Annotated in this window: 13 protein-coding genes; all 13 read left to right on the plus strand. The window is 32.8% G+C overall.

Features of this window, described 5'->3' with window-relative positions; all coding sequences use genetic code 11:
- The first annotated feature begins 125 nt into the window (after positions 1 to 125).
- Positions 126 to 302, plus strand: a complete 177-nt coding sequence (rpsU, locus tag GXK57_RS02310; RefSeq protein ID WP_072897356.1) for a 30S ribosomal protein S21 — start codon at positions 126 to 128, stop codon at positions 300 to 302.
- Between the two features lie 26 nt (positions 303 to 328).
- Positions 329 to 778 carry a GatB/YqeY domain-containing protein gene (locus GXK57_RS02315; RefSeq protein WP_128212542.1) on the plus strand — a complete coding sequence of 150 codons (450 nt, stop codon included), beginning with the start codon at positions 329 to 331 and terminating at the stop codon, positions 776 to 778.
- 435 nt (positions 779 to 1,213) lie between these two features.
- Positions 1,214 to 1,495: a sporulation protein YqfC gene (gene yqfC, locus GXK57_RS02320; protein ID WP_128212543.1), complete on the plus strand. Its 282-nt coding sequence runs from the start codon at positions 1,214 to 1,216 to the stop codon at positions 1,493 to 1,495.
- Between the two features lie 4 nt (positions 1,496 to 1,499).
- On the plus strand, positions 1,500 to 2,630 hold the full coding sequence (gene yqfD / locus GXK57_RS02325) for a sporulation protein YqfD (protein WP_160670849.1): 1,131 nt from the start codon (positions 1,500 to 1,502) through the stop codon (positions 2,628 to 2,630).
- A gap of 176 nt (positions 2,631 to 2,806) precedes the next feature.
- The gene (locus tag GXK57_RS02330) at positions 2,807 to 4,804 is read left to right on the plus strand and encodes an HD family phosphohydrolase (protein WP_160671589.1); all 1,998 of its coding nucleotides are present in this window, start codon (positions 2,807 to 2,809) and stop codon (positions 4,802 to 4,804) included.
- Positions 4,805 to 5,061: 257 nt separating this feature from the next.
- Positions 5,062 to 5,568, plus strand: a complete 507-nt coding sequence (ybeY, locus tag GXK57_RS02335; protein ID WP_160670852.1) for an rRNA maturation RNase YbeY — start codon at positions 5,062 to 5,064, stop codon at positions 5,566 to 5,568.
- Between the two features lie 10 nt (positions 5,569 to 5,578).
- Entirely contained in the window at positions 5,579 to 6,277 is a 699-nt protein-coding gene (locus GXK57_RS02340; RefSeq protein ID WP_128212546.1) for a diacylglycerol kinase, read from the plus strand.
- Between the two features lie 142 nt (positions 6,278 to 6,419).
- Entirely contained in the window at positions 6,420 to 6,815 is a 396-nt protein-coding gene (locus GXK57_RS02345) for a cytidine deaminase (protein ID WP_160670855.1), read from the plus strand.
- Positions 6,816 to 6,827: 12 nt separating this feature from the next.
- On the plus strand, positions 6,828 to 7,715 hold the full coding sequence (gene era, locus GXK57_RS02350) for a GTPase Era (RefSeq protein WP_160670858.1): 888 nt from the start codon (positions 6,828 to 6,830) through the stop codon (positions 7,713 to 7,715).
- Between the two features lie 18 nt (positions 7,716 to 7,733).
- Positions 7,734 to 8,474, plus strand: coding sequence for a DNA repair protein RecO (gene recO, locus GXK57_RS02355; protein WP_160671592.1), 741 nt, complete (start codon positions 7,734 to 7,736; stop codon positions 8,472 to 8,474).
- Positions 8,475 to 8,479: 5 nt separating this feature from the next.
- Complete coding sequence (locus tag GXK57_RS02360) at positions 8,480 to 9,124, plus strand: DUF4342 domain-containing protein (RefSeq protein ID WP_160670861.1); 645 nt, start codon at positions 8,480 to 8,482, stop codon at positions 9,122 to 9,124.
- Positions 9,125 to 9,319: 195 nt separating this feature from the next.
- A complete protein-coding gene (locus GXK57_RS02365; protein ID WP_128212551.1) occupies positions 9,320 to 9,955 on the plus strand; it encodes a helix-turn-helix transcriptional regulator in 636 nt (211 codons plus the stop codon).
- A gap of 133 nt (positions 9,956 to 10,088) precedes the next feature.
- Complete coding sequence (ppdK, locus tag GXK57_RS02370; protein ID WP_160670864.1) at positions 10,089 to 12,719, plus strand: pyruvate, phosphate dikinase; 2,631 nt, start codon at positions 10,089 to 10,091, stop codon at positions 12,717 to 12,719.
- Positions 12,720 to 12,728: the final 9 nt, after the last annotated feature.

The following is a 12,728-nucleotide window of genomic DNA, read 5'->3' on the forward strand; positions in this document are numbered from 1 at the left end:
AAAAATAGCAATGAAATTCTTGACAGTGTTTAAAATTCTATTGTATAATATAGCGTGTGTTGTTAAGCCCACAGCTGTGATATATTTAATACAGTATATAGCTAGCGGAGGGAGGGAAAAAAGGAATGTCAGAAATAAGAGTTAGAGAAAATGAATCATTAGATCAAGCACTTAGAAGATTTAAAAGACAATGTGCTAGAGCTGGTGTTCTTTCTGAAGTTAGAAAAAGAGAACACTACGAAAAGCCAAGCGTAAAGAGAAAGAAGAAGTCAGAAGCTGCTAGAAAGAGAAAGTTTAAGTAGGAATTTCTTTGAAAGAAGGTAGAATGATGCCAACAATAAAAGAAAGACTTCAAGAAGACTGGAAGCAAGCTTTAAAGGCGAGAGACAAATTTAAAGCTGAAACATTAAGCACTGCTAGGTCTGCAATACTTTTAGTTGAAAAAACTGAAGTAGTACAGCTTGAGGATGAACGAGTTATAGAGATTCTATCTAGAGAAATCAAGCAAAGAAGAGAAGCTATGCTTGAATTCGAAAAGGGAAATAGACAAGATCTTGTAGACAAAGTAAATGCTGAAATCCAGATTTTGTTAGAATACCTTCCTCAGCAGTTAAGTAATGACGAAATTTTAGAAATCATCAAAGAAGCAGCTATCGAAGTGGGTGCGAATAACATGAAAGACATGGGTAAGGTTATGTCAGCTGTAAAACCTAAAGTTTTAGGTAGAGCTGATGGTAAACTTGTTAGTCAAATGGTAAAAGATTATTTAAATAAATAAAGAAGAACTCTATTTGAGTTCTTTTTTGTTTGAATTCCTCGGATATATTTTTGAAGAATTGTTTAAATAATAATAATGAAACTTAGGCAGTACCAATTGTTGGTGCTGCCTTTTTTACTGTCTAAACCTAGTGGCATTAAGCTGTTAATATATTAGAATATAACTTTAAGATGTCATTAAAAGCCGCATTATTACTATAAATTCTTAACAATTTAAGAATATAAAAAGATAACAATTTAAGTTTTTGACTATGTTTAATGATATTCTTGGTATTTAGTGACTACTAGAGCATCTATGACTGACCTTTAAGGTCAAAATGGTACTTAAACAGAACCAAATTTTTATATTCAAAAACACCTCTTATAAGAAAGTTAGCATTTATACAAAATTTAATTCATAAACTAATATGAAAGTACTTTATGGGAGTTTTGTGTAATGGAGAATAAACTAGACAAGGTTAAAGAAGGGCTTGCGGAAAAACTTGATTTGCCAAGAGATATTATTCTTAATATTCCTAAGATAGTTATTACAGGTGACAACGAAATAATTATTGAGAACCATAAGGGAATAATATCCTTTGATAATAATGAGATAAAAATAAATTCGAAGGTTGGAACCATCACTTTAGGTGGACACAATTTAGAGATTTTATTTATAGGAGGAAACACAATAACCATAAGCGGCAAATTCAAATCTTTAGTATATGAGGAGTTATGATGTTATGGATTTTAAGAGATATAGTAAAGGAATTATAAATTTAGAAGTAAAGGTATTGTATCCTGAGAAGTTTATAAATCTTCTGTGGAGAAACGGAATACTAGCTAAGAATATTCAAAAACTAGACATATCTACTATAACTATAGAAGTTGAGCTTAAGAATTATAATGAAGTATTGGACTTAGCTAAGAAGTCAAAGGCTAGGATAAAGGTAATAGGAAGAAAAGGCATAGCATTTACTTTACTAAGGATGAAAAAGAAAAGCACTCTTATAGCTGGCTCAGTTTTGTTTTTAGCAATGTTATATTATCTTTCAACATACATATGGAGTATTCAGGTTGATACCAGTAGGTACGTATCACCTTATGAAATAAGGCAGCAATTAGGACGGCTTGGAATAAAACCAGGTGTGAAAAAGTCCTTAGTAGATTTTAGACAGCTTGAGAAAAAGCTTGAGGATGGAAATGGAGAGATAATGTGGGTGAGAGCAAGAATAGAAGGCTCCACCTTAAAGGTGAAGATAGAGGAGAAAATTAATCCTCCAGAGATAGTAAAACAAGCTAATGAAAATGATGTAGTAGCAAAGATGGATGGAGAAGTTGTAAGAGTATATACCACATCTGGAACTGCAGCTGTGAATCAAAGAGACTTGGTAAAAAAGGGACAAGTTCTTATAAAAGGTGTACAAGGTAAAGAAGGAGCAGAATATAAAGTAGAAGCAGCTGGGAAGGTTTTTGCTAATACTTTCTATGAAAAGATAACTGATCTTCAGATAAGCGGAAATGTAGAAGAGCAAACAGGCAATAAACAGGAGGCTGTTTATCTTGAGATTTTAGGTAAGAAAATTTATATAAAAAAGCCTACAAAAGAATTCGCTAATTATGATAAAATAGAAAATAAGGGTAAAATATTTAATAAAATAGTATATTATGAGAAAAGTGTAAAGCCTATTGGAGACACTAAAGAAAATATAATTAATAATGCAACAAATAAGCTATATGATGCTATAATGAAGGATATCGATAAGCAAGGAAAGTTCGTTAAAAAGATGGTTAATACAGAAGATATTGGTGAAGGTAAGGTTAGACTTAAGGTAGCAGTAGTGATAGAACAAAATATAGCTATAAAGCCATAAATTTATAAACAGATATAACAGATCTAAGGATTAGTAACTAATTTGTGTTAATAGGATTTGTTTATCTATAGGATGTAGAGTGATTTACAAAAAATAAGCCTAACAAGAAGGTGGGAGTTTTGAGCAAAGAAAAAAGAATCAGTTTTAAGTTTATAAATAATCCTAAAAGAATAATTATGTTTGTATTGACATTCTTAATAGCTTATCTATGTATAATATCTTCTCTTGTAACTAAAAAATATGACTTGAAAGAAGGCGACATCTCAAAGGTAGACATAAAAGCTCCAAGAGAGATAGTAGACCAAGATGCAACGACTAAGAGGCAACAGGCAGAGGCGGATAAGTATGGACAGCAATACACTTTAAAGACTGATATACAGAAGGATGCGGAAGATAATCTAAGAACCTTGTTTAATAAAATAAGTGCCCTTAAGGATTCAAATGTTCCTGAGACCGATAAAATATCTCAAATTAGCAAGCTTACACCAATAAAACTTGACAATGATGAGATAAGCAGCTTGCTAGGGCTTTCTAAAGACAATCTCAATGAATTGTTAGGTATCATGTTAGATGGCCTAAAAAAGTCTTATGAGAAAAATATACAAGAAGATAAGCCTTCGGATCTGCAGAGTTCAAAAAGCATCCTTGATAATCTAATAGCAAATATAAATTATAATAGAAATATAAAGGATATCCTGCGTAATATAGGCTATTATATAATTAAGCCAAATCTATTCTTTGATAAGGACAAAACTGAAGAAAAGAAAAAAGAAGCTATCAAGGAAGTAGCGCCTATAGTAATCAAAAAAAATCAAACAATAGTTAAAGAGGGTGAACCGGTCACTGAAGATCAAATAAAGATCCTTGACTCTTTAGGATTACTTAATAAATCAGATATAAATTTCATTATATATATTTCTACAGCATTTTTCGTAGCTACTATACTATCTTTACAGTTCAGATACCTTAAAAAGTATTATAAGGACGTATACGATGATAATAGTAAGTTACTGCTTATTAGTATAGTAAATATAACGTCACTAATTCTGGCTAGAGCCTTTGCTATAGTATCTCCATTTTTGATACCTCTAGCTTGTGCTCCTATATTATTAACCTTGCTGGTAAATTATAAGGTTTCTCTATTTCTAAGTGTGCTTAACTGCATTCTTATTGCTGGAGCTGTAAACTTTAATGCAGAAGCCATCGTCTTATCATTCTTGATTTCTATTTTAGCTTCTACTTCACTAAGGAAGATAGAGCAGAGGAATGATATACTGTATTCTACGCTGTTTTTATCAGTGATTGGAGCAATAGTTACATTTACTCAAGGAATTATACTTTCGAATAATATACTGGATATCTTAATGAAGTCTGGTTTTGTAATAATAGGATGTCTATTCTCAGGAGTTATGGCTGTTGGACTATTACCTTTCTTTGAAAGCACCTTTGATGTAGTTACCACTGTGAAACTCTTAGAATTATCAAATCCAAACAATCCGCTTTTAAAGAAACTTTTAATGGAAGCGCCAGGAACATATCACCATAGCATGATGGTGGCTAACCTTTCGGAGGTTGCCGCTGAAGAAGTGGGAGGTAACCCAGTGCTGGCAAGAATAGGGTCTTACTATCATGATGTAGGAAAAACAAGAAGGCCTTATTTCTTCAAGGAAAACCAAATAGGAAAAGAGAACCCTCATGACAAAATAACTCCTAATTTGAGTACTTTAATTATAATATCTCATGTTAAGGATGGATTGGAACTTGCGAGGGAATACAATCTGCCTAAGGTTATAAGAGACATAATAGAACAGCATCATGGAACTACCTTGGTTAAATACTTTTATATAACCATGAAGAATAATGCTGAAAATCCTGATGAAATAAAGGAAGAGGATTTTAGATATCCTGGTCCAAAGCCTGAAAGTAAGGAAGCAGGAATTATAATGCTTGCAGATAGCGTAGAGGCTTCTGTAAGATCCATAAGTGACCCTACTAAGGGCAAGATAGATGAAATGGTAAACAAGATAGTGAAGGATAAGTTATACTCTGGGGAACTAGATAATTGTGATCTTACATTGAAGGATATTAATAAGATATCTAAGTGCTTTTTAAAAGTTCTTAATGGAATATATCATCAGAGGATAGAGTATCCAACAGAGAAAGATAAGATTTAGAAAAAGTATATGTTAAAGTACTGTGTTGAACATAGCCTGAAAAAATACTAAAAATGATTTTGTTGAAGTTAAGGATGAGCCGCTTCAATCCTAAATTTCTTTTCAAAACTCGTCTGTTTCTGAGGGGGATTTGAAAGGATAAACTTTAGTTGGAAGTGGTTCATATATAAATGGTTATGCAGTTCCTGTATAACCACTTGATTTTGCCAGTAATATATAATAATCAAAATAAAATTAGCTACAAAGGTCGGGATAAAATGATATATATAGACAATAGACAAGAAAAAATTAGTTTAGATAAGGATTTTGAAAAGATAATAGAGGATGTAATAATAACTGCATTAAATGAAGAAAATGTAGATAGGTCCTGTGAAATAAGTGTAATATTTGTAGATAATATATCTATAAGGGAAATAAATAAAGAAACTAGGAATATGGATAAAGAAACAGATGTTTTATCTTTTCCTATGTTAGATTATCCCAAAGGTAAGGTTTATAAAGATGTATACATAGATTATAATTTCGATGCGTCATTCTTTGATGAAGCAGATTTAGTTTTAGGTGATGTAGTTCTCTCTCTTGAAAAGGCAAAAGAGCAAAGTGAAGAGTTTAATCATTCTTTTACAAGAGAATGCTGCTATTTAGTAGTGCATTCAATCTTACATCTTTTAGGTTATGACCACATGGAAGAAGAAGAAAAGTCTATTATGAGGGAAAGAGAAGAAAGCATACTTGAGAAATTAAATATAACAAGAGAGGTTTAATGTGAATATTATGAAGGTAAGAAAATTAGTTGATAGCTTTAACTATGCAATTAATGGAATAATACATTCTGTAAGAACTCAAAGAAATATGCGTATTCATATAGCAGTGGCCCTTGGGGTTCTTACTGCTTGTTTTATATATGATATAAAGAAGATGGAGTTTCTTATTTTAGCGGTAACTATAACAATGGTAATTGCCTCTGAGCTTATGAATACGGCAATAGAGCACGTAGTTGATATGACCACAAACTACTATCATCCATTAGCTAAACTTGCTAAAAATGCAGCAGCAGGAGCAGTATTAGTTACAGCAATCAATGCTATATTGGTTGGATATGTTATATTCTGGGATAAACTTACTAACGTTACTTATCTTGTAGTGGGAAAGATAAGGCAGTCTGAACCTTATACTATTTTTATAGTATTAGTTATTGTTTGTCTAGCTACCATAGCCGTAAAAGCTTTCTTTGGTGAAGGTACACCACTAAAGGGAGGTATGCCTAGTGGTCATAGTGCCTTAGCTTTTTCTTTAGCAACAGCTATAGCTTTAATAACTGAGGAGCCACTATGCATAATGCTAAGCTATCTTATGGCTTTCATTACAGCTCAAAGCAGGGTAGATTCCGAGGTGCATAGTATTTGGGAAGTAATAGTAGGCGCTATATTTGGTACCTTTTTAACCTTAATAGTATTTAAGTTATTTAATTAAATTTTCACAAAGTTAATTTGGAAAAGAGTTTGTTTTTTCGTAGAAAAATATAGTGATTGGCAGAATATTAACTTAGCTTGTAAATAATATTAATAGTGTTATAATTTATTTTGCACCAAAAAACAATTGGGGGTAGTTAATAATGTATGAACAACTTATAAAAGCCGCTATAAATGCAAGAGATAAAGCTTACGCTCCATATTCAAACTTCCCAGTAGGAGCAGCTATAATAAGCGATGGCAAAATATTTGAAGGCTGCAATATTGAAAATGCATCTTTTGGAGCTACTAACTGTGCTGAAAGAACTGCAATTTTTAAAGCTGTATCTGAAGGTCATAAATCCATAGAAGCCGTAGCTGTTATAGGAGATGTAAATGCATATACCTATCCATGTGGAATATGTAGACAGGTAATCGCTGAGTTTGCAAAAGATACAAAGATACCTATAATAATAGTTAAAAATGAAAAAGAATATATTGTTAAGACTTTAGAAGATATATTACCAGGTATTTTTTCAAAAGAAGACTTAAATAAATAACTAGGAGGACAAATGTTTAAATCAGGATATATAACAATTGTAGGAAGACCAAATGTAGGTAAATCTACATTGCTAAATCACCTAATGGGGGAGAAGCTTTCGATTGTATCAAATAAGCCTCAAACCACAAGAAACAACATAAAGACCATTCTTACAGGGGAAGACTATCAAATGATATTTGTAGATACTCCTGGAATGCATAAGCCTAAGCATAAACTAGGTGAATATATGATGAGCTCAGCTAAGGAATCTTTGAGTGAGGTTGACTTAGTTTTATTTTTAATAACTCCTGATGTTGAGATAGGAAGAGGAGATTCATATATTATAGAAAGTTTAAAGGGTATAAAGGCACCAGTGATCTTAGTTGTCAATAAAGTAGATGAAAACACTAAAGAGAGAGTTGCAGAAACTCTTAAAAACTATTCAGAGACAATGAGCTTTGCAGAAATAATACCGATATCAGCTCTTAAAGGGAAAAATACTAACACTCTTTTAGATCTTATAGTAAAGTATCTGCCAGAAGGTCCTAAATTCTATCCAGAAGATATGATAACAGATGTACAAGAAAGATTTGTTATATCAGAGATAGTTAGAGAAAAGGCCCTTAGAACTTTAAACGAAGAAGTACCTCATGGTATAGCAGTAGATATAATACAGATGAAACAAAATGAAAAAGGATTATATAATATAGAAGTGGACCTTATATGTGAAAAAGATTCGCATAAAGGGATAATTATAGGGAAAAATGGCCAGACGCTTAAGAAAATAGGTGCTAGTGCTAGATATGAAATTGAAAAATTCTTAAGAGAAAGAGTGAACTTAAAGATCTGGGTTAAGGTAAGAAAAGAATGGAGAGATAATCCTTTATTTTTAAGAGAGCTTGGATATAAGAAAAAATAGAGTAGGAGATGAGGATTTCTGTCTATTTTAGAAACTAATGCTGTAGTTATTAAAGCTCAGGATTTTAAAGAAAATGATAAATTAATTTGGCTATTTACAGAGAAACTAGGTAAGATAGCAGTTATTGCTAAAGGAGCTAAAAAAAATAAAAGTAGACTCTTTTCTATTACCTTGCCTTTATGTTATGGCCAATATGTGGTTTTTAAAGGTAAAAATCTATATACTCTTTCAGAAGGAAGGATAACAAGCTCCTTTCAAGGCTTATTAAATAATTTAGAGAAACTGACATATTCATCATATATTTGCGAGCTTATTGATATATGTGTAACAGATGAAGAGGACAACAGACAGTTGTTTAAAGACTTTGTTACATGTTTATACTTATTAAATACAGATGCGCTTGATTATGAGCTTTTAGTAAGGAGTTTTGAACTTAAATTACTAAAAGCTACTGGATATGGATTGAATTTAGAGAACTGTGCATACTGTAAGAAAAGTATAACAACTGCATCCTACATAAATTTGTCTTATTATGGAGGTGTTTGCGAAGATTGTACTAAGGAACATGGAATATCTTTATCAAAAGGAGCATACAGTGCACTAAAGTATATAAATAATGCTCCTATGGATAAAATATATAGGCTTAATGTTAATAGAATTATAAAAGATGAAATTGCAAAAATTACAGCATACATGATTAATTCAAATTATTCTAAAAAACCAAAAAGTTTAGAAATGCTAAATTATATTAAGGAGTGATAAAAATGAGTGAAGTAACTTTAGAAAAGGTTGACCAAGTAAGACAAAGAACTGGAGTTAGCTATGCAGAGGCAAAACATGCCTTAGAGGTTAATAATGGAGATGTTCTAGAAGCATTAATTTATCTTGAAGAAGTGAAGAGTCATGATGATAACAGCGATAATCAGTGGCAAGCAGAAAAGGAAGATTGCTCACAAAAGTATGAGACCTTAGATGAGTTTAAAACTTGGTTATCTGAAATGATTAAAAAGGGAAATATATCTAGAATAAAGATAAAAAGAGATGAAAAAGTGCTTATTGATGTGCCTGTAAATGCTGGAATTGCAGCCGGCGTTATAGCTTTAATAATTCCGCAGCTATTAATAATAGGTGTGGTTACAGCCATTGCTACAAAGCTTACAATTGAAATAACTAAAGAAGACGGTTCTGTAGAAATAGTAAATAAAGTTGTTAAAGATACAGTAGATGATATGAAAGATAAGGCTAGTGATATAAAAGAAAAAGCAAGTGATCTTGCTGAGACTTTAAAAGATAAAATAAACTCAATAAAGAATGATAAAGCTGCTTCTAACAAAAATATTCATGTAGATAATGATGCACCAGTATATACCTACACAGTAAAATTTGATGAGGTAGACAAAGAAGAATAAGGAATTTAAAGAAAAATAAGAAAATTCCGAAGAAATAAGAGGCAAATGAGGGATATTCTAAGAATTTAAAAGATTATTCAGAAAATTTGGTATAGTCAAACTTCGATATAGTGATATAATGAATTATGTAAAACGTATACGGTTCTGAATAATCAGAATATTCCTCTTTATTTAAAACGAAAGAGGGGAAGGACATTGAAGTTATCACCGCGTCAGGAGGAAATAATAAAGCTTGTAAAAGAGGGACAGCCTATTACTTCAGAGGCGCTAGCTTCAAGGCTTGGCGTCACTAGAGCTGCTTTAAGGCCAGATCTAGCAATACTTACTATGATTGGTGCTTTAGATGCAAGACCAAAAGTTGGGTATGTATATTCTGAGAAACCTATGAATAGTCTATTATATGAACATATTGCAAATATAAAAGTTAAGGACATAATGTCTAAGCCTGCTTTTGTAAATGAAGAAACTATGGTATATGATGCTATAGTAAATTTATTTTTAACAGATGTAGGAACGCTTTTTGTTGAAAGTGATGGTTTTTTAATTGGCGCTGTTTCAAGAAAAGATTTCTTGAAAATAGCTATAGGTGGAACTGATATACATAAGGTACCCGTAGGAGTAATAATGACAAGGATGCCTAATATAATATTCGTTACAAAAGAACATAGTGCATATGATGTAGCAAAAAAGATAATAGAACATGAAATAGATTCTGTTCCGGTGGTTGAAAAGGTTATAGACAGCAATGATAAAGAACAATATAAAATAATAGGGAAAATTTCTAAAACAAATATAACAAAATTGTTTGTAAAAATGGGTAATGGTCAATAATTAAGGGTAAGTATCGCAAATGTTTTTTAATAATCTATGGTTCACAAGTTCAATTTGTTAGCTTTCGGAGCATAGCTCTGTTAGTATATATAAACATATTACTATAAATAGTATTGAACGGAGGAGTATTGAGATGGAGAATAAAAAATATGTTTACCTCTTCAAAGAAGGTAATGCATCAATGAAAAACTTACTTGGAGGTAAAGGAGCTAATTTAGCCGAAATGACAAGCTTAGGGATTCCGGTTCCACAGGGATTTATAGTAACTACTGAGGCTTGTAACAAATACTATGAAGATGGAAAGAAAATTTCACCAGAAATAATCAAAGAAATACATGATAAACTATCTGAACTAGAAGAAATAACAGGTAAAAAATTTGGTGATTTAAATAAACCACTTTTAGTTTCTGTAAGATCTGGAGCAAGAGTATCAATGCCAGGTATGATGGATACAATACTTAATCTTGGTCTAAATGATGATGCAGTTGAAGCTATGGCAGCACTTACTAACAACCCAAGATTTGCTTATGACTCCTACAGAAGATTTATTCAAATGTTCTCTGACGTTGTAATGGGTATAGAAAAGAGAATGTTTGAAGAAAAGATTGATGAGATGAAAGAAGAAAAGGGTGTTCATTTCGATACAGAACTTACTGCAGAAGATCTTAAACAACTTGTTGTAAGATTTAAGGAACTTTACAAGAAAGAAAAAGGCGAAGAATTCCCACAAGATCCTAAAGACCAGTTAATAGAGTCAATTACTGCTGTATTTAGATCATGGGATAACCCAAGAGCAATAGTTTATAGAAGACTTAATGATATTCCAGGTGATTGGGGAACTGCTGTAAACGTTCAAGAGATGGTATTTGGTAATAAAGGTGAAACATCAGGTACTGGAGTTGCTTTCTCAAGAAACCCATCGACTGGTGAAAAGCATATCTATGGTGAGTACTTAATGAATGCTCAAGGTGAGGACGTTGTTGCAGGAATAAGAACTCCTCAGCCAATTGATAAGTTGAAGGAACAAAATCCTGAGATTTACAAACAATTTGAAGACATAGTTAATACTTTAGAGAAGCACTATAGAGATATGCAGGACATGGAGTTTACAATAGAAGAAGGGACTCTATACTTCTTACAAACAAGAAACGGAAAGAGAACTGCTCAATCAGCTTTAAAGATTGCAGTGGATTTAGTTGAAGAAGGTATGCTTACAAAGGATGAAGCTTTACTAAAGGTTGATCCAAAGCAGCTAGATTCATTACTTCATCCAACCTTTGACCCAGCTGAACTTAAGAAAGTTGAAGTTGTAGCTAAGGGGTTGCCAGCATCACCAGGAGCTGCTTGCGGTAAGATAGCATTTACTGCTGAAGAAGCAAAGGAAAGAGCTGCGAATGGAGAAAAGGTAGTTTTAGTAAGACTTGAAACCTCTCCAGAAGATATAGAAGGAATGATAGCAGCTGAAGGTATACTTACTGTAAGAGGAGGTATGACTTCACATGCAGCAGTTGTTGCTAGAGGTATGGGAACTTGCTGTGTAGCTGGTTGTGGAGAGTTAAAGGTAAATGAAGCAGCTAAAACTTTAGAAGTTGCAGGTAAGACTTTAACTGCAAATGACTGGGTATCATTAGATGGATCAACTGGTAATATATATGCTGAAGCTGTAAAGACAGTATCACCTGAAATAAGTGGATACTTTGCTACATTTATGGGATGGGCTGATGAAACTAGAAAGCTTAAGGTTAGAACTAACGCTGATACTCCAAGAGACACACAACAAGCAGTAGAGTTTGGTGCTGAGGGTATAGGCTTATGTAGAACAGAGCACATGTTCTTCGCTGAAGACAGAATAGCTGCTGTTAGAGAGATGATAGTTGCTAAGACTGTTGAGCAAAGAAGAAAGGCTTTAGATAAACTTCTTCCAATGCAAAGAGGAGACTTTGCAGCTATGTACGAAGCTCTAGAAGGAAGACCAGCAACAATAAGATTCTTAGATCCACCACTACATGAATTCTTACCTCAAGCTGAAGAGGATATAATAGCTTTAGCTAAGGAGATGGATATAACTTATGAAGAGCTTAAAGCAACTTGTGAAGAGTTACATGAATTCAACCCAATGATGGGTCATAGAGGTTGCCGTTTAGCTGTTTCATATCCAGAAATAGCAGAAATGCAAACAAGAGCGGTAATAGAAGCTGCTATAGAGATTAGAGAAAAGAAGGGCTATGATATAGTTCCTGAAATAATGATTCCTCTTGTTGGGGAAATAAAGGAATTAAAGTATGTTAAGGATATAGTTGTAGAAACTGCAAAGACAGTTATGAGCGAAAAGAATGTAGAGCTACCATTTAAGGTTGGTACTATGATAGAAATTCCTAGAGCTGCTCTTACTGCAGATACTATAGCTAAAGAAGCTGAGTTCTTCTCCTTCGGAACTAACGACTTAACTCAAATGACCTTTGGTTTCTCAAGAGATGATGCTGCTAAGTTCTTAAAGGATTATTATGAAAAGAAGATCTATGAGCAAGATCCATTTGCTAAGATAGATCAAACTGGTGTTGGAGAATTAATGAAGATAGCTGTTGAAAAAGGTAAGTCAGAAAGACCTGATATCAAGCTAGGTATCTGTGGAGAACATGGTGGAGATCCAGCTTCAGTAGAGTTCTGTCATAGACTTGGATTAGATTATGTATCATGTTCACCATTTAGAGTTCCAATAGCTAGATTAGCTGCAGCTCAAGCTCAAATTAAAAACCCAAGATAGAGTAAAATA

The organism is Clostridium sp. C8-1-8 (assembly GCF_009928445.1).
In the GTDB taxonomy this organism is placed as follows: Bacteria; Bacillota; Clostridia; order Clostridiales; family Clostridiaceae; genus Clostridium_AR.

Bases quoted from the DNA above. Each gene is read 5' to 3' on its own strand.
- ppdK (WP_160670864.1), top strand. From the start codon at position 10,089: ATGGAGAATAAAAAATATGTTTACCTCTTCAAAGAAGGTAATGCATCA.
- GXK57_RS02360 (WP_160670861.1), top strand. From the start codon at position 8,480: ATGAGTGAAGTAACTTTAGAAAAGGTTGACCAAGTAAGACAAAGAACT.
- GXK57_RS02330 (WP_160671589.1), top strand. From the start codon at position 2,807: ATGTTTGTATTGACATTCTTAATAGCTTATCTATGTATAATATCTTCT.
- yqfC (WP_128212543.1), top strand. From the start codon at position 1,214: ATGGAGAATAAACTAGACAAGGTTAAAGAAGGGCTTGCGGAAAAACTT.
- yqfD (WP_160670849.1), top strand. From the start codon at position 1,500: ATGGATTTTAAGAGATATAGTAAAGGAATTATAAATTTAGAAGTAAAG.
- ybeY (WP_160670852.1), top strand. From the start codon at position 5,062: ATGATATATATAGACAATAGACAAGAAAAAATTAGTTTAGATAAGGAT.
- rpsU (WP_072897356.1), top strand. From the start codon at position 126: ATGTCAGAAATAAGAGTTAGAGAAAATGAATCATTAGATCAAGCACTT.
- era (WP_160670858.1), top strand. From the start codon at position 6,828: ATGTTTAAATCAGGATATATAACAATTGTAGGAAGACCAAATGTAGGT.
- GXK57_RS02340 (WP_128212546.1), top strand. From the start codon at position 5,579: ATGAAGGTAAGAAAATTAGTTGATAGCTTTAACTATGCAATTAATGGA.
- GXK57_RS02315 (WP_128212542.1), top strand. From the start codon at position 329: ATGCCAACAATAAAAGAAAGACTTCAAGAAGACTGGAAGCAAGCTTTA.
- GXK57_RS02345 (WP_160670855.1), top strand. From the start codon at position 6,420: ATGTATGAACAACTTATAAAAGCCGCTATAAATGCAAGAGATAAAGCT.